17 protein-coding genes and 1 pseudogene are annotated in these 14917 nt (G+C 67.0%); 8 read left to right on the forward strand and 10 right to left on the reverse strand.

The features are described from left to right. Positions 1 to 379, reverse strand: a pseudogene (locus ACRDUX_RS11010) (cytochrome P450); the annotation flags it as partial. A gap of 62 nt (positions 380 to 441) precedes the next feature. After that, entirely contained in the window at positions 442 to 1146 is a 705-nt protein-coding gene (locus ACRDUX_RS11015; RefSeq protein ID WP_526413781.1) for an NIPSNAP family protein, read from the reverse strand. Between the two features lie 124 nt (positions 1147 to 1270). Here ACRDUX_RS11015 and ACRDUX_RS11020 point away from each other — a divergent pair, with 124 nt between their 5' ends. Then, positions 1271 to 2098, forward strand: coding sequence for an SMP-30/gluconolactonase/LRE family protein (locus ACRDUX_RS11020; RefSeq protein WP_526413783.1), 828 nt, complete (start codon positions 1271 to 1273; stop codon positions 2096 to 2098). A 25-nt stretch (positions 2099 to 2123) separates the two neighbouring features. Continuing rightward, positions 2124 to 2945, forward strand: a complete 822-nt coding sequence (locus ACRDUX_RS11025; protein ID WP_526413785.1) for an acyl-CoA thioesterase domain-containing protein — start codon at positions 2124 to 2126, stop codon at positions 2943 to 2945. Between the two features lie 12 nt (positions 2946 to 2957). Here ACRDUX_RS11025 and ACRDUX_RS11030 read toward each other — a convergent pair whose 3' ends face one another. Both ACRDUX_RS11030 and ACRDUX_RS11035 read right to left on the reverse strand, forming a co-directional pair. After that, positions 2958 to 3149: a ferredoxin gene (locus tag ACRDUX_RS11030; protein ID WP_526413787.1), complete on the reverse strand. Its 192-nt coding sequence runs from the start codon at positions 3147 to 3149 to the stop codon at positions 2958 to 2960. Between the two features lie 28 nt (positions 3150 to 3177). Next, entirely contained in the window at positions 3178 to 4431 is a 1254-nt protein-coding gene (locus tag ACRDUX_RS11035; RefSeq protein WP_526413789.1) for a cytochrome P450, read from the reverse strand. 77 nt (positions 4432 to 4508) lie between these two features. On the opposite strand from ACRDUX_RS11035, the gene ACRDUX_RS11040 reads away from it, so the two are divergent. Both ACRDUX_RS11040 and ACRDUX_RS11045 read left to right on the forward strand, forming a co-directional pair. Then, complete coding sequence (locus tag ACRDUX_RS11040; RefSeq protein WP_526413791.1) at positions 4509 to 5078, forward strand: TetR/AcrR family transcriptional regulator; 570 nt, start codon at positions 4509 to 4511, stop codon at positions 5076 to 5078. Between the two features lie 126 nt (positions 5079 to 5204). Then, a complete protein-coding gene (locus ACRDUX_RS11045) occupies positions 5205 to 5561 on the forward strand; it encodes a hypothetical protein (protein WP_526413793.1) in 357 nt (118 codons plus the stop codon). 10 nt (positions 5562 to 5571) lie between these two features. On the opposite strand, the gene ACRDUX_RS11050 is transcribed toward ACRDUX_RS11045, so the two are convergent. Continuing rightward, the gene (locus ACRDUX_RS11050; RefSeq protein ID WP_526413795.1) at positions 5572 to 6741 is read right to left on the reverse strand and encodes a CaiB/BaiF CoA transferase family protein; all 1170 of its coding nucleotides are present in this window, start codon (positions 6739 to 6741) and stop codon (positions 5572 to 5574) included. 124 nt (positions 6742 to 6865) lie between these two features. Between ACRDUX_RS11050 and ACRDUX_RS11055 the strand changes: the two genes are divergently transcribed. The 3 genes from ACRDUX_RS11055 to ACRDUX_RS11065 are packed head-to-tail and all read left to right on the forward strand — an operon-like array spanning position 6866 to position 9354. After that, positions 6866 to 7411: a TetR/AcrR family transcriptional regulator gene (locus ACRDUX_RS11055; RefSeq protein WP_526413797.1), complete on the forward strand. Its 546-nt coding sequence runs from the start codon at positions 6866 to 6868 to the stop codon at positions 7409 to 7411. A 48-nt stretch (positions 7412 to 7459) separates the two neighbouring features. Next, positions 7460 to 8944, forward strand: a complete 1485-nt coding sequence (locus ACRDUX_RS11060; RefSeq protein WP_526413799.1) for an aldehyde dehydrogenase family protein — start codon at positions 7460 to 7462, stop codon at positions 8942 to 8944. Then, a complete protein-coding gene (locus ACRDUX_RS11065) occupies positions 8941 to 9354 on the forward strand; it encodes a nuclear transport factor 2 family protein (RefSeq protein WP_526413801.1) in 414 nt (137 codons plus the stop codon). The genes ACRDUX_RS11060 and ACRDUX_RS11065 overlap by 4 nt, the downstream gene beginning before the upstream one ends. A 48-nt stretch (positions 9355 to 9402) precedes the next feature. On the opposite strand, the gene rlmN is transcribed toward ACRDUX_RS11065, so the two are convergent. After that, the gene (gene rlmN, locus ACRDUX_RS11070; RefSeq protein ID WP_526413803.1) at positions 9403 to 10494 is read right to left on the reverse strand and encodes a dual-specificity RNA methyltransferase RlmN; all 1092 of its coding nucleotides are present in this window, start codon (positions 10492 to 10494) and stop codon (positions 9403 to 9405) included. Between the two features lie 14 nt (positions 10495 to 10508). Further along, positions 10509 to 11360: a LysR family transcriptional regulator gene (locus ACRDUX_RS11075; protein WP_526413805.1), complete on the reverse strand. Its 852-nt coding sequence runs from the start codon at positions 11358 to 11360 to the stop codon at positions 10509 to 10511. A gap of 169 nt (positions 11361 to 11529) precedes the next feature. On the opposite strand from ACRDUX_RS11075, the gene ACRDUX_RS11080 reads away from it, so the two are divergent. Further along, positions 11530 to 12513 (forward strand): EamA family transporter, encoded by a 984-nt coding sequence (locus ACRDUX_RS11080; RefSeq protein ID WP_526413811.1) that lies wholly within the window; start codon positions 11530 to 11532, stop codon positions 12511 to 12513. Here the strand turns inward: ACRDUX_RS11080 and ACRDUX_RS11085 are convergent. The 3 genes from ACRDUX_RS11085 to pyrH form a co-directional block, all read right to left on the reverse strand. Further along, a complete protein-coding gene (locus ACRDUX_RS11085; RefSeq protein WP_526413807.1) occupies positions 12424 to 13299 on the reverse strand; it encodes a phosphatidate cytidylyltransferase in 876 nt (291 codons plus the stop codon). The two genes, ACRDUX_RS11080 and ACRDUX_RS11085, sit on opposite strands and share 90 nt — an antisense overlap. Positions 13300 to 13332: 33 nt before the next feature. Then, positions 13333 to 13890 (reverse strand): ribosome recycling factor, encoded by a 558-nt coding sequence (gene frr, locus ACRDUX_RS11090; protein WP_526413813.1) that lies wholly within the window; start codon positions 13888 to 13890, stop codon positions 13333 to 13335. Positions 13891 to 13956: 66 nt separating this feature from the next. Next, positions 13957 to 14697 (reverse strand): UMP kinase, encoded by a 741-nt coding sequence (pyrH, locus tag ACRDUX_RS11095; protein WP_526413809.1) that lies wholly within the window; start codon positions 14695 to 14697, stop codon positions 13957 to 13959. Between the last annotated feature and the right edge of the window lie 220 nt (positions 14698 to 14917).

Here is a 14917-nt window from a genome sequence, read left to right on the forward strand (position 1 = left end):
GGTCGAACGTGCCGCGGGGCAGTAGCTCGTCGAGCCGCTCGTTGGCCAGCTGCCGAATCCGGTCCGCCAGCGCGGTGACCGACCTCGGCCGGAACTGACCCGAGGTGCAGCGGCGGACCGAGTCGTAGACCGGCGCGTCGAAGTTGGCGTGGAACGGCAACGGATGCAATGGCGGATCCGGCACCGGCCCGTCGTTGCGCGCCGCCAGCACCGCCGCGGCGGGAAGCGTCCCCTCCGACGCCACGAAGGTTCCGTCGTTGATGGCCAACACATCCCAGATGTCGGAGAACCGCGACAGCGCGTAGGTATCCCACTTGGGCAGGTAGTACACCGGGTGGTCATCGCGAAGCACCCGGTAGAACGGCAGCGGGTCGGCCATCACCGCGGGATCGAAGGGGTCGTAGGAGAAGTCTTGCACGGCAGCTGCTTCCGAGACGGCGTTCACTGGAGCGGGGAGGGGGTCAGGGCCTGCAGAATGGAGTCCTCCCAGCCGTCGCGCAGCGCTGGGGCGACGCTCATCCAGGTGACGATCTCGGCGGGCGGCTGGCCCTTCCAGGACGGGTAGTGATTCTCGAAGCAGTCCCAGTCTCCGTCGAGCGCCCAGTAGTGGATGACCTCGTTGAATCGGAAGGTCGTGGTGTAGGAGCCGAGCCAGCGCTTGCCGGTGCTCTCCGACCACGGCACGTACAGCCGCTCCAGCTCGCGGATGTAGTCGCCCTGGCGCCCTGGCTTGGTCTGCATGATCTCCTGAATCACCAGTCCCGCAGTGAAACCCGTCGCCTTGAGTTGGGCCAGCGTCTTGTTGTTCGGGCCCGGGTACATGATTCGGCCCTCCCCCGACGCACCGAGGTCCGCCAGATAGCCCGACCATGTGGCGGCGGCGGCCTGGTGGCTGCCCCCGCGAGCCTGAGCGCGTCCGATGCGGGCGTAGTCGGCGAACGCGTCGATTTCCCAGATGATCGTGACCTGCGGCCAGTGACCGTTGTACGAGGTCGCCTCCCAGATCGCGAAGAGCCGCGCTCCGAGCTCGGCCATCATCGGGTGGTACACCTCGCCGAAGGTATCGGTGAAGGCGTCACTGCGGCCCGAACCCAGCGAAATCGTCTCCTGCAGATATAGAAGCGTGTGGTCGTAGTGCTTGCGCATGACCGCTCACCACCCTCCGAATTCAGTCACACCTGACCCTTGGGTGGTTGACACCGACACCCAGCGAGCGTGACACTTATGGCGTGTTTTGTAAAGTAGCGTCGCCGACCGACTGCTGCGCCGCGTGATTCCGACACCGTTGATCAAGGGATTCTGCTTCGGCGAGGGCCCCCGCTGGTTCGAGGGACTGCTGTGGTTCTCCGACATGCTTGGCGAGGCGGTCCACACCGTCGACCTCCAAGGGTCGATGAGCACGCTGCCCGTACCCGGTCGCGCGCCGTCGGGCCTGGGGTTCCGCCCCGACGGCACGCTGCTGATCGTCTCGACGGAGGACCGGCAGGTCCTGCGCTACGACGGCGACACGGTTGAGGTCCTCGCGGACCTGCACGACGTCGTGCCCGCCAACCTCGGGGACATGGTGATCGACGACGCCGGCCGTGCGTTCGTCGGCTCGCAGGCGCGCGAGGGCGGGGTGATCGTGCGGATCGATGCCGATGGCACCATCGCCGTCGTCGCCGAGGAGCTCGACTTCCCCAACGGGATGGTCATCACACCCGATCAGCAGACGCTCGTGGTCGCCGAGTCGACCGGTCGCCGGCTGAGCGCATTCACGGTCCGCGCCGACGGTGAGCTGACGCAGCGGCGGGTGTTCGCCGAGGGTCTCGACGGACCACCCGACGGTCTCGCCCTGGACGCCGAGGGCGGCGTGTGGGCGTCGATGACGCTGGCCCACGAGTTTCAGCGCATCGTCGAAGGCGGCCGGATCACCGACCGCATCGACATGGACGGCAGGACCGCGATCGCCTGCGCCCTCGGCGGGCCCGAGGGCCGCACGCTGTTCCTGCTGTCCAGTACCGACGCCTACCCGGAGCGCCTGAGGGGCACCAAGGCGTCGCGCATCGATGCCATGGTGGTCGACGTCCCCGCCCCTGGCCAGTTCGAGCACCAGTAACAGGCACTGAGGAGAGGCTCGCGAAATGTCGGACAGCTATTACGAACTCATTGATGCCGACCACGAGAACGGTGAACTGTTTCACGCCACCGATCTGGTCCGCAGCACGTGGACCGCCTCGATCCAGCATGCCGCACCGGTGTCCGCCCTGCTGGTCCGCGCCCTGCAGCGGTGCGCCCCGCGCGACGATGCCAGGCTCAGCCGCGTGATGATCGACCTGCTCGGCGGCGTTCCCGCCGAGGGCGACCTCTGGGTCCTGGCCCGCGTCGACCGACCCGGCAGGCAGATCGAGCTGGTGAGCGCCGAGCTGCTCGCCCCCGGCCCGGACGGCACCCCGCGCCCCGTGGCGCGGGCCAGCGGCTGGCGCATGACCACGCTCGACACCGCCGCCGTGGTCCATCAGCCCGCGCCGCCGCTGCGGCCGCTGTCGGACGCCGCCAGCCGGAACCTCGAGAAGGACTGGGATCGCAACTACGTCCACAGCCTGGACTGGCGCTGGCTCACCACCCCCATGGCCGACGGCCCAGGCGAATCCTGGCTGCGACCGGTCGTGGACCTGGTCAAGGGCGAGTCGATGACCCCGCTGGAACGGTTGTTCGCCGTCGCGGACGACGCCAACGGCATCGGAACCAAGCTCGACATCCGCAAGTGGACGTTCATGAACACCGACCTGGTCGTGCACGTGCACCGCGTGCCCGAGGGCGAGTGGATCGGCATCCGCGCCGAGACCAGCTACGGCCCCGACGGGATCGGCACGACGTTCGGCACACTGTTCGACGAGGCAGGCCCGGTCGGCGGCGTTCAGCAGTCCGTGCTGGTTCGTCCGCGGCCGTCGCGCACCGCGTAGCCGTCGAAACTCTCAGTCCAGCAAGCGAAGTGCCGCTGCCGGGCATTGAGTGACGGCCTGGCTCATCCGCACCCGATCGGCATCGGGCCTGACACCGCCGTGAATGGCCACGCTGCCGTCGTCCTGAACCTCGAACACGTCTTCGGCGATGGACTCACATATGCCGTGGCCCGTGCACTTCGCGAGGTCGACTTCCACCTGCATGACTTTGTCTCCGATTTCCGCTCTGGCCCTACCGGACGACCGCAGGCAGTCGCTTGACCCCGTGCACGAAGGTGCTGTGCAGCAGGTCCGGCTCACCGAGCTCGATGTGCTTCAACCGGGTCAGCAGCTCGCGGAACAGGTTTCGCAGTTCACTCTTGGTCAACTGGTTGCCAAGACAGAAGTGCGGGCCGCCGCCTCCGAATCCGAGATGCGGGTTCGGGGACCGGCTGAGATCGAAGGTCCCCGGTGCGGCGAACACGGTCTCGTCGCGGTTGGCCGAACAGTAGAAGAGCCCGACCTTGTCCCCCGCCTTGAGCTGCTGTCCGGCCAGCTCGGTGTCCTCGGTGACGAATCGCGCGAACTGCAGCACCGGTGAGGACCACCGGACGAATTCCTCGACGGCCAGCCCGATCCGGTCCTCGAAGTCCGCCATCAACCAGTCCCGCTGTTCGGGATTGGCCACCAGGGCCATCATGGCGTGCGTCGTGGCCTGCTTGGTGGTGTCGTTGCCCGCCGAGGACAGCAGGATCAGGAACGAGCCGATCTCCTCGTCGGTCAACCGATGGCCGTCGACCTCGGCGTTGACGATGCTCGTCATCAGATCGTCGCCGGGGTTGTTGCGGCGGAACTTCGCCAGCTCGGCCCCGGTGCTGGACAGCAGCATGATCTCGTTGATGGTGTCGGCGGCCCGCTCCTCGAGCGAGGAGTACTCGTCGTCGCTCATGCCGAAGAGCTTCTCGGCGGCCGTGGCGACACCCGGTTGCTCGGACGGCGGGACACCGAGCATGTCCATGATGGTCAGCATCGGCAGGCGTGCCGAACACGCTGAGACGAAGTCGATCTCACCGGCGCCGATCAGGTCGTCGACCACCTTGACGGCGGTGTCGTGGATCTGTTCATCGATCCGCCGGACGTTCCGCGGTGTGAACGCCGAGCTGACCAAACGCCGGTAGACGGTGTGCTGCGGCGGATCCATCGTCAGGAAGAACGACGCGAACCGCTGCACCTCGGCGGGCATCGGGTCAAGGGCAACACCCTGAGCCGAACTGAACAGCTCGGGGTGCGTGCTGACGAAGGCGATGTCGGCGCGCCGGGTGAGGGCCCAGAACCCCGGCTCGGTGAGGTCGAACAGCGACGGTAGCGGCTCGTGCCACGTCAGCCCTTCCGACGCACGCAACTGGGCGAACGTCCGGTCCCGCTCGTCGAACGGTTGACTCCAAAACCGGTGCGACGTGATGTCGAACGTGCTGAAGGCACGCTCCGGCGAGCTGGTCAACGTCACTGAAAGCTTCCCCTTCACGCGGGCCGACATGACGGGTTTAGCGTGACACTCAGGCCAAAATTTGTAAAGCTATGGCGATGACGCCACCGTTGCGGAGCGCGCCGCCCCCGCCGGCGGTCGAGGCCGACACGTCGACCAGGGAGCGAATCCTGGCCGCCACCGCCGAGGTGCTCGGCAGCAACGGGATGACCAAGCTCAGCCTCTCGAAGGTGGCCACGCAGGCCGGGGTGTCACGGCCGACGCTGTATCGCTGGTTCAGCTCAAAACGCGAATTGCTCGATGCATTCGTGGTGTGGGAACGCCATTTCTATGAACGCGCCATCGCCGACGCCTACGTGGGACTGCACGCCTCCGAGCGACTCGATGCAGCACTGCGAGTCATCGTCTCCTACCAACAGTCCTATCCCGGGCTCCGCATGGTCGACATCGAACCCGAACACGTGATCCCCAGGTTGACGGCGGTGATCCCCCTGATGCGACAGCACTTCGAGCGACTGATCCCCGGCCCCGATTCCGCGCTGGCGGCGGCAGCGGTGGTACGCGTCGCGATGTCTCACTACCTGGTTCGCAGCGACGACGGTGATCAGTTCCTCGCCCAACTCCGCCACGCCGCCGGGCTCAAGCAACTGCCGACGTCCGGATCTTGACCGCCGGTCCAAGGCACACCAGCCACGTCGATGTCTCGTTCGTCACGCACGCCAACGGAAGCGGGCATCTGCGGTCCCGGTCCGGATAGCATCGAACCGAGGTCGCCACCGGACGAGGAGGCCATTGTGACCAATGCTCTCCCCAAGGGCCAGACGTCCAGATGCACGGTTGAAGACGTCTGCGCGATGCTCGGTGTACCGCACGGAGACTGGAACTCGTTCGCCCTCTGGGCAGCCGAACTGCGCGACGAACCCCGCAAGTCGCTGCGCGAGACCGCCGTCCATCCGGCGCTGGACGCCTTGCACGCGTACGTGGACGTCATGATCGCCGAACGGTGCGCGCATCGAACCGACGATCTGCTGTCCGAGCTCATCGCCACCGAGATCGACGGTGTCGGCTTCACGGCGGATGAGTTGCGCCTTTCCGTCACGACGCTGTTGACCATGGCATCGGCGTACGAAAGTTTTGCTCCGCAAACGTGATTGAGCGTGGTCATAGCCCCCGGCGGCTGGCCAGTTCGGCGAGTATGTCGTCGGTGTGTTGTCCTAGGCCAGGCGCCACGGATCTGGGTTCGGCAGGCGTGCCACCGAAGTCCGCGGGCGTGGCCACCATCGGCTGGGTCGACTCGCCGTCGGGCACGTAGACCACACCCCCTGCCGCGTGGAACTGGTCGTCGGCCAACACGTCTTCGATCGAGTTCACCGGCGACCAGAAGAAGTCCGGCTCCGCCGCGAAGATCTCAGCCCACTCGGCGAGCGGCTTCGCCGCGAACAGGACGTCGAGGTCGGCGATGAGGGCGGAGCCGTTCTCGGCACGCGCACGCGCTGTGGCGAAACGGGAGTCGTCGAGCCAGTCGTTGCGACCCACCGCGCGGCAGAGCGCGGGCCAGTGGCGGTCTCCCTGCAGTCCGACGATCCAGAAGCGCCGACCGTCACCCGCTGCGTAGTTGTTCATGCACGGGTTGCCCATCGACTCCCGCTGCCCCATCGCGATCTGCCGACCCGTCAGCAGGAGCGTGTTGAGGTCGAAGCTCACCGTGTACGCACCCTGGCGGTAGAGCGACGTCGTGACCAGCTGACCGGATCCGGTGTTCTGCCGCGCCACCAGGGCTGCGCAGACCGCGCCTGCGAGCGTCATGGCGACCGAGTGGTCACCCATGCCGCCACGCTGGAACGGCGGTGTGTCGCCCGGACGGGTGAGCAGGTCGGCCAGTCCGGACCTGGCCCAGAACGCGGCGACGTCGTACGCCGCGCGGTCGGCGTCCTGGCCCGCCATGCCGTACCCGGTGATGAGCCCATAGACCAGACGCGGATTGCGCCGGGCCACCGCCTCGAAGTCCAGGCCTAGGCGCGCCAATGCGCCGGGCCGGACGTTGGTGACGAACACGTCGGCGCCGGTCAGCAACTCGAAGGCGACCCGCTGCCCTTCGGTGGTAGTCAGGTCCAGCACGATGCTGCGCTTGGAGCGGTTGTCCATTTCGAACGGCGGGTTCTCCCCCGACTCGAGCTGCAACATTCGCCCGAACATGCGGGCAGGGTCTCCCGAGGGCGGCTCGATCTTGACGACGTCGGCGCCCCAGTCGGCGAGGATGCCTCCTGCCGCGGGCGCCGCGACCCAGACTCCGAGTTCGACGACCTTGATCCCTACCAGCGGTCCAGTCACGCGAACCTCCCTCGGCAAGCGCGTGTTTGCGCAGTTGGCCGCGGTGGCGGCACCTGGGTACCTTACGATCAGCAGTGAATATGCAACGGTCTTCGGACCCGATGGCTTGGAAGTGAATGAACCGATGACCGCGGAGCGCGTGATCCCAGGGACCGGTGACGACACCTCGACCCGCACTCGGATCCTGGCCGCCACCAACGAGGTTCTTGCGCGCAGCGGCCAGGCCAAGCTCAGCCTCTCCGAGGTCGCGGTGCAGGCCGGGGTCTCCCGTCCCACGCTGTACCGCTGGTTCGCCTCCAAGGGCGAGCTCCTCGACGCGTTCGGGCGCTACGAGCGCGAGATGTTCGACTCGGGAACCAACCGGGCCACGGCAGGCCTTCGCGGCAACGAGAAGCTCGACGCCGCGTTGCGCTTCATCGTCTCCTACCAGCAGTCCTACTCGGGTGTCCGGTTGGTCGACATCGAGCCCGAGGTCGTGATCGCACAGCTGGCGAACATCATCCCGCAGATGCGCGTCCGCCTCGAGAGGCTGCTGTCCGGCCCCAACGCCGGAGTCAAGGCGGCGACCGCGGTCCGGGTCGCGATATCGCATTACATCGTGCGCAGCGATGACGACGACCAGTTCTTGGCGCAGCTCCGCCACGCCGTGGGGATCAAGCCGCCCGATTGATCGGCCCAAGGCCCTGACATATTGCCGATGGTTTGTAAAGCTAGCTAGATGACAAGCGTGCAAAGCGATGCGGGAGTTCTGGCCGGCGACGAGCGGATGTTGATCGACGGCGAGCTTCAACACACGGGCAGCGGTGCGACGTTCGACGTCATCCATCCGGCCAGCGAACAGGTCGCCGGGCAGGCCACCGATGGCACCGTCGAGGACATGGCACGCGCGGTGGGGGCGGCGCGCCGCGCGTTCGACGAAACCGACTGGTCGCGCGACGTCGAGTTCCGCTTCCACTGCCTGACGCAGTTGCACGACGCGTTGGAACGCAACAAGGAACACCTCCGGCGGGTGCTGATCACCGAGGTCGGTTGCCCGGTCACGGTGTCGGGCAGCCAGATCGAGAGCCCGATCTCCGAGGTCACGCATTGGGCCGAGCACGGCAGGAGCTTCGATTACCTCGTCGACACCGGTGTACACGACACCCCGATGGGCCCGGCGCGGCGCAAGATCGCGTACGAACCGATCGGCGTCGTCGGGGCCATCACCCCGTGGAACGTGCCGTTCTACCTGAACATCGCCGAGACCGTGCCCGCGTTGATGGCGGGTAACACCGTGGTGCTCAAGCCCGCTCAGCTCACGCCGTGGTCGGGCAGCGAGTACGGCCGCATCGTGGCCGAGGAGACCGACATCCCGGCAGGCGTCTTCAACGTCGTCGTGTCGAACGCCAACGACGTGGGCGCCGCCCTTTCGGCGGATTCGCGGGTGGACATGATCACGTTCACCGGATCCACCGCGACGGGGCGGGCGATCCTGGCGGCCGGGGCGGCGACGGTGAAGAAGACGTTGCTCGAGTTGGGCGGCAAGTCCGCCCACATCGTGCTGGATGACGCCGACTTCAACTCCGCCCTGCCGTTGGCCGCGATGATGGCCTGCGTCATGTCGGGCCAGTCATGCATCCTGCCCAGCCGACTCCTGTTGCCCCGCAGCCGCTACGACGAAGGCATCGAGCTGCTCAAGACCAGCATGGAGAACTTTCCGTACGGGGACCCGTGGGACCCTGGCAACATGCAGGGTCCACAGATCAGCGCGCAGCAACGCCAGAAGGTGCTCGGGCTGATCAAGTCCGGCATCGAGTCGGGTGGCCGGCTGGTCACCGGCGGCGGCATCCCCGAACACCTACCCGTCGGCTACTACGTGCAACCCACCCTGCTGGCCGACGTCGACCCGGATTCGCAAGTGGCCCAAGAAGAGATCTTCGGTCCCGTGCTGACCGTCACGCCGTACGACACCGACGACGACGCCGTCGCGATCGCCAACAACTCGATCTACGGATTGTCCGGCGAGGTGTCCTCCGGCGACGTCGACCGGGCCATGGCCGTCGCAAGGCGGATGCGCACCGGCAACGTCACCATCAACGGCAAGTCCCACTTCGGCATCACCAGCCCGTTCGGCGGCACCAAGCAGAGCGGGCTCGGTCGCCGCAACGGCGACGAAGGGTACCGAGAATATCTGGAGGGCAAGACAATCGGGATGCCGGAGTGAGTGACGAACGTGCGATCGCCGACCTGCTCTACCGGTACGCGCGTGCCGTCGACACCAAGGACTGGGAGCTGTACCGGTCGCTGTTCACCGAAGACGCGACCATCGACTACTCGTCGGCGGGAGCCATCGCGGGGACCCGCGACGAGGTCGTCGACTGGCTGAGTTCCGGGTTCGCCACCATTCCGTGGACCATGCACTACATCACCAACATCGAGGCCGACGTGCACGGCGATGCCGCGACCGTGAGGGCGATGTTCTACAACCCGATGCAACTGCCCGGCATGTCGGAGCAGAGCACGTGCGGCGGTTACTACCACCACCAGTTGGTCCGCACGTCCGACGGCTGGCGCAGCCGCGGCCTGCGCGAGGACAACGTCTGGTTCGTCAACTCACCGGCTTCGCGAGATTGACGCCACGCGGCGAAAGTGCGGCACAGCCTGAGTTCAATCTCGCGGCGGCTAGCCCTCGGCCGCGAGTTGTCCGCAGGCAGCGGCGATTTCGCGACCGCGGGTGTCACGGACTGTGCAGGACACGCCACGCTCCCTGACCCGCTTCACGAACTCGCGCTCGGCGGCCTTGGGACTTGCGTCCCACTTGCTGCCAGGGGTGGGATTCAGCGGGATGACGTTGACGTGCACCAGCGGCCCAAGCGCACCGTGCAGCTTCTTGCCGAGCAGGTCACCACGCCACGGCTGATCGTTGACGTCGCGGATCAGGGCGTACTCGATGGAGACGCGCCTACCGGTCACGTCGGCGTAATACCGTGCCGCCTCAAGCGCTTCGCCGACGTTCCATCGGTTGTTCACCGGTACCAGGGTGTCGCGCAATTCGTCGTCGGGGGCGTGAAGCGACAGCGCCAGCGTGACACCGAGGCGTTCGTCGGCGAGCTTGCGGATCGCGGGCGCCAGCCCGACGGTCGAGACGGTGACCGACCGCGCCGAGATGCCGAACCCGTGGGGCGCGGGCGCGATGATCCGCTTCACCGCGGCGAGCACTCGGTTGTAGTTGGCAAGGGGCTCGCCCATGCCCATGAAGACGATGTTCGACAGTCGCCCCTGATGCTCGTCGCGCATGACGGCCGCTGCCGTCCGGACCTGCTCGAGAATCTCTGCGGCGGAGAGGTTTCTGGTGAGGCCACCCTGGCCGGTGGCGCAGAACGGACACGCCATCCCGCAGCCCGCCTGCGACGAGATGCACAGGGTGCTGCGGTTCGGGTAGCGCATCAGCACCGACTCGATCGTCGTGCCGTCCACTGCGCGCCACAGCGTCTTTCGCGTCTCCGCACCGTCGCACTCGATCGACCGGACCACGTCGAGCAGCCGCGGGAACAGAGCGTCGGCGACCTGGTCACGCATCGTGGCGGGGAGGTCGGTCATCTGCTGCGGGTCGGCGATCAGCCTGCCGTAGTACTGGTTGGCCAGTTGCTTGCCGCGGAACGCGGGCAGCCCGAGTTCGGCGACCGCGGCGGTGCGGGCCTCGTCGTCGAGGTCGGCGAAGTGCCGCGGCGGTTTGGCCCGTCGCGGTGCGTCGAACACCAGTGGCAGTTTCATGGTCGTAGTCATTATCAGGCCTCTTCACTCAAAACATCGCGGACCGCCTGCTCCACGGTCGCCAGGGCACCCGCATCGACGCCGGAACGGCCTCGTACGAACACCGACGCACGATTGGTCGGGGGCAGTCCCTCGGCCAGGCACAACCCGTCGGGCAGCCTACCGATCATCGGCATCAGCGCGACTCCGAGACCGGACCGCACCGCCGCGAACAGCCCCGACAGATCGGAGCTCTCGGCCGCGATGCGGTAGGGGGTGGCAAGCCGGTCCAACGCGGCGAACGCGGGTTCGCGCAGCGTGCACGGCTCGGAGAACATGACGACGGGCAGCGGTTCGCTCGCGGGAACCGAGAAGCTGCGGCCGGCGATCCACTTCAGCGCGACCATTCCCGACGCATTGGCCGGGTCGAGGCCGGACCCGTCCAACAGGACGGCCAGATCGACGGCGCCGTGTTCGATGGCGTCGGCGAGCGTCACGTTGCGATCCAGCCGGAACCGCAGCCGCCATTCGGGCAGCCGCTCCCCCAGCGCGCTGGTCAGGCCGGGGAGCATGACGTCGGCGCCGTGCTCCGTCGCGCCGATGAGAAGGACCCGTTCCTCGGCAGCACCGAGGTCGGCCAGCGCGGCGTCGTGCACGCTCAGGATGCTTCTGGCGTGTGCGAGCACCCGGTAGCCCAGTTCGGTGAAGGCGACGCCCCGTCCGGACCGTTCGACCACCGGTCCGCCGACGACGGCCTCGACCCGGCGCACGTGCTGGCTGACGGCGGACTGGGTGAGGTGCAGAACTGACGCGGCACGGTGAAATCCGCCACAGTCGGCGACGGCCACCACGCTGCGCAGCGGCGCAATGTCGAGGACCTGACCCATGCCGCCAAGGTACTCCGATCAGCAGAAACGATCAAAGTGGCCTACTTGGGCGTCATACCCGCCGTCGCGAGTACAGAACGATCAGAGTCTGCGATCAATCGCGATCGCCGAAAATCGTTGGACGTCCGCAGGTGACGCTGCGCAGCATGAAGGCGTGACACCCACCCGAATGCCACTGCGAACCGCGTCGGCCGTGACGTTCTTCTACGCCCTCGGCTATCCGATCGGCAACATGGCCGTCAACGCCATGACCCCGATGGCGGTGCTGGCCATCCGCTTCGCGCTCGCCGCGGCCATCCTTGGCTCTTGGGCGGGAATCGCACGGGTGGCGTGGCCGACGAGACGCAAGCTCGGGCACGTCGCGGTCAGCGGTCTGCTGATGCAAGCCGTCCAGTTCTGCGCGATGTACGTCGCCATCCAGCGCGGCGCTCCCGCAGTGCTGTGTGCCGTGATCGTCGCAATGAACCCCGTGGCGACCGCACTCTTGGCCGCGACGTTCCTGAGGGACCGCCTGAACGTCCGCCGGATCCTCGCCCTGGTGCTCGGCGTCGCGGCGGTGCTGGCAGCGTGCGCGAGCCGCCTGATCGCCGAGAAGGGTCTCGACCCGGCGGTCTTGCTGCTGTTGGTCGCGTTGGTCGGTCTGGCCGCGGGTGGGGTCTACCAGCAGCGGTTCTGCTCCGACGTCGACTTCCGCGCCTCCACCTCGATCCAGAACGCGGTGGCCTTCCTGCCGGCGCTGATCCTTGCGCTCACAACGCACTTCGCGGTTCACGACGCGGCAAGGGCCGTGTTCGCGATGGCCGGAGTGGTGTTGCTCAACGCGACGCTGGGCGTGTCGCTCTACGTACGGGCGATCAACCTGCACGGCGCCGCGGCGGTGTCGATGCTGTTCTGCGTGATTCCGGCCGTCGCCGGGGTTCTGTCCTGGCTGATGCTGGGTCAGGGAGTCGACGCCGGGACGGGCGTCGGCCTGGTGCTCGGGGCGCTCGCCTGCTGGCTGAACGCGTCCGGTTCGAAACGGATGTCAGGCAAGACCGGCGGGCAGGAGCGAAGCGACAGGGGGTCAGGCAAGAAGCGTCAGGACGACCCACGTGGCGACGGCCGAGGGCAGGACCGAGTCGAGCCGGTCCATCAGCCCGCCGTGACCGGGTAGCAGCGTGCCCATGTCCTTGATTCCGAGATCGCGTTTGACCTGGGACTCGATCAGGTCACCGAGGGATCCGGTGATGACGAGCATGAGACCGAGCGGGACACCGACCCACGCGGGCTTGTCCAGCAGGTAGGTCACCGCAAGCACGGACGCTGCGGTGCCGAAGATCAATGAACCGGCGAAGCCCTCCCACGACTTCTTCGGGCTGATCGCGGGAACCATCGGATGCTTGCCGAAGAGCACTCCGGCCGCATAGCCGCCGATGTCGGAGAAGACGACGCCGAGCATCAGACAGAGCACCCGCCAGCGTCCGTCGTCCGGATAGACGAGCAATGCGCCGAACGCGCCGAACAGCGGAATCCAGGCGGCCAGGAAGACCGTCGCCGTGACGTCGCGGAGGTAGTTCACCGGGGCGTCCTTCAGCCCACCGGAGAGCAGGCGCCAGATCATGCACACCACGACGGTGGCGCCGAACGCGCCGAATGCCCCTTCTGCGCCGAACGGCCACGTCAGCCAGACGATGGCCTGACCTCCGACGAGCAGCGGGATGATCGGAATCGCGTACCCGGCGGTCCGCAGTCGACGAACGACTTCGTGGGTCGCGACGGCCATCGCGACGGCCACGACCGGGACCCAACCAAGCGGCGCGAACACCAGGATGGCGATGACGCCGAACCCGAGGACCGCACCTACCGCGATGGCGGCGGGGAGGTTTCGCCCAGCCCGGCCCTGCTTCTTGGGCTCGGGTGGGCCCGCCCCATCGGCTGGAGCCGTGTCGGTGTCTGCCACCGTGTTGTTACTGAAGGTCTGGTCTCCGGCGACCTAGACCTCCAGCAGCTCGCCTTCTTTGTGCTTGACCAGATCGTCGATCTGGCTGGTGTAGGTCTGCGTGCTCTTGTCCAAATCCTTCTCGGCCCGTCCGACCTCGTCCTCGCCCGCTTCGCCGTCCTTCTTGATGCGGGTCAGTTCCTCCATGGCCTTGCGGCGGATGTTGCGCACCGTGACCTTGGCGTCCTCGCCCTTGGACTTGGCCTGCTTGACGAGGTCGCGCCGACGCTCCTCGGTCAACTGCGGAATCGAGATGCGAATGACGTTGCCGTCATTGCTCGGGTTGACGCCGAGGTCGGAGTTGCGGATGGCGTCCTCGATGCTGCGCAGTTGGGCCGACTCGTACGGCTTGATGACGACGAGGCGGGCCTCCGGCACGTTGATGCTGGAGAGCTGCGTGATCGGCGTAGGCGAACCGTAGTACTCGACCCTGACTCGGTTGAACATGCCGGGATTCGCTCGACCGGTGCGGATGGACGAGAGGTCGTCGCGTGCCACCGACACCGCCTTCTCCATCTTCTCTTCGGCATCGAAGAGCGTTTCGTCGATCACTTCCACCATCTCCCGTCGCTGACGCTCGCCCACGGCGAGCTGGCGCTCGCCCAGCCCATCCACCCGTCAGGTGGTGACCAGTGTTCCGATCTTCTCACCTGCGACCGCGCGCGCGATGTTTCCATCGGTGAGCAGGTTGAACACGAGGATGGGCATGTGGTTGTCCATGCAGAGGCTGAAGGCCGTCGCGTCGGCCACCTGCAGGCCGCGATCGATGACCTCGCGGTGCGTGATCGACCTGAGCAGCTCGGCCTTTGGGTTCGTGCGAGGGTCGTCGGTGAAGACGCCTTCGACGGCCTTGGCCATCAGCACCACCTCGGCACCGATCTCCAGAGCCCGCTGGGCGGCGGTGGTGTCGGTGGAGAAGTAGGGCAATCCCATGCCTGCGCCGAAGATGACGACGCGGCCCTTCTCCAGGTGGCGGCGCGCCCGTCCTGGAATGTACGGCTCTGCGACCTGTCCCATCGTGATGGCGGTCTGCACGCGGGTGTCGATACCTTCCTTCTCCAGGAAGTCTTGCAGCGCAAGGCTGTTCATCACGGTTCCGAGCATGCCCATATAGTCCGACCGGCTGCGCTCCATGCCGCGCTGCTGCAGCTGCGCGCCACGGAAGAAGTTGCCGCCGCCGATGACGACCGCGACCTGGACTCCGTCGCGCACCACCTCGGCGATCTGGCGGGCGACGAGGGCGACCACGTCGGGGTCCAGGCCCACCTGCCCGCCGCCGAACATCTCACCGCCCAGCTTGAGCAGGACACGTGAGTAACCCGAAAGGGCGGCTGGGTCAGCTTGGGCCAATTCCGCCATCCTGACTCCTTCGGGTCCGCACACGAGGTGACCGTCCGGGGGCGTGCAAGGAGGACGGCGCCCCCAATCCTGCCAAATGGCTGGACTGGGGGCGCCAACGGGTAGCGAAGGTCGGTACGGCTAGCCCAGATGCGCGGACAGCAACCAGGCGCCCATCGACATGCGGCCGTTGCCCTCGTCTTGGAGGCCCGACCCCGCAAAGTCCTTGAAACCGGTGAAG

The sequence above is a fragment of the Mycobacterium sp. genome (assembly GCF_050701675.1).
Taxonomy (GTDB): Bacteria; Actinomycetota; Actinomycetes; order Mycobacteriales; family Mycobacteriaceae; genus Mycobacterium.

Excerpts from the sequence above, each read along its gene's own strand:
- ACRDUX_RS11075 (WP_526413805.1), bottom strand. The coding sequence starts at position 11,360 with ATGGGTCAGGTCCTCGACATTGCGCCGCTGCGCAGCGTGGTGGCCGTC.
- rlmN (WP_526413803.1), bottom strand. The coding sequence starts at position 10,494 with ATGAAACTGCCACTGGTGTTCGACGCACCGCGACGGGCCAAACCGCCG.
- pyrH (WP_526413809.1), bottom strand. The coding sequence starts at position 14,697 with ATGGCGGAATTGGCCCAAGCTGACCCAGCCGCCCTTTCGGGTTACTCA.
- ACRDUX_RS11025 (WP_526413785.1), top strand. The coding sequence starts at position 2,124 with ATGTCGGACAGCTATTACGAACTCATTGATGCCGACCACGAGAACGGT.
- ACRDUX_RS11040 (WP_526413791.1), top strand. The coding sequence starts at position 4,509 with ATGACGCCACCGTTGCGGAGCGCGCCGCCCCCGCCGGCGGTCGAGGCC.
- ACRDUX_RS11055 (WP_526413797.1), top strand. The coding sequence starts at position 6,866 with ATGACCGCGGAGCGCGTGATCCCAGGGACCGGTGACGACACCTCGACC.
- ACRDUX_RS11080 (WP_526413811.1), top strand. The coding sequence starts at position 11,530 with ATGCCACTGCGAACCGCGTCGGCCGTGACGTTCTTCTACGCCCTCGGC.
- ACRDUX_RS11060 (WP_526413799.1), top strand. The coding sequence starts at position 7,460 with ATGACAAGCGTGCAAAGCGATGCGGGAGTTCTGGCCGGCGACGAGCGG.
- ACRDUX_RS11015 (WP_526413781.1), bottom strand. The coding sequence starts at position 1,146 with ATGCGCAAGCACTACGACCACACGCTTCTATATCTGCAGGAGACGATT.
- ACRDUX_RS11030 (WP_526413787.1), bottom strand. The coding sequence starts at position 3,149 with ATGCAGGTGGAAGTCGACCTCGCGAAGTGCACGGGCCACGGCATATGT.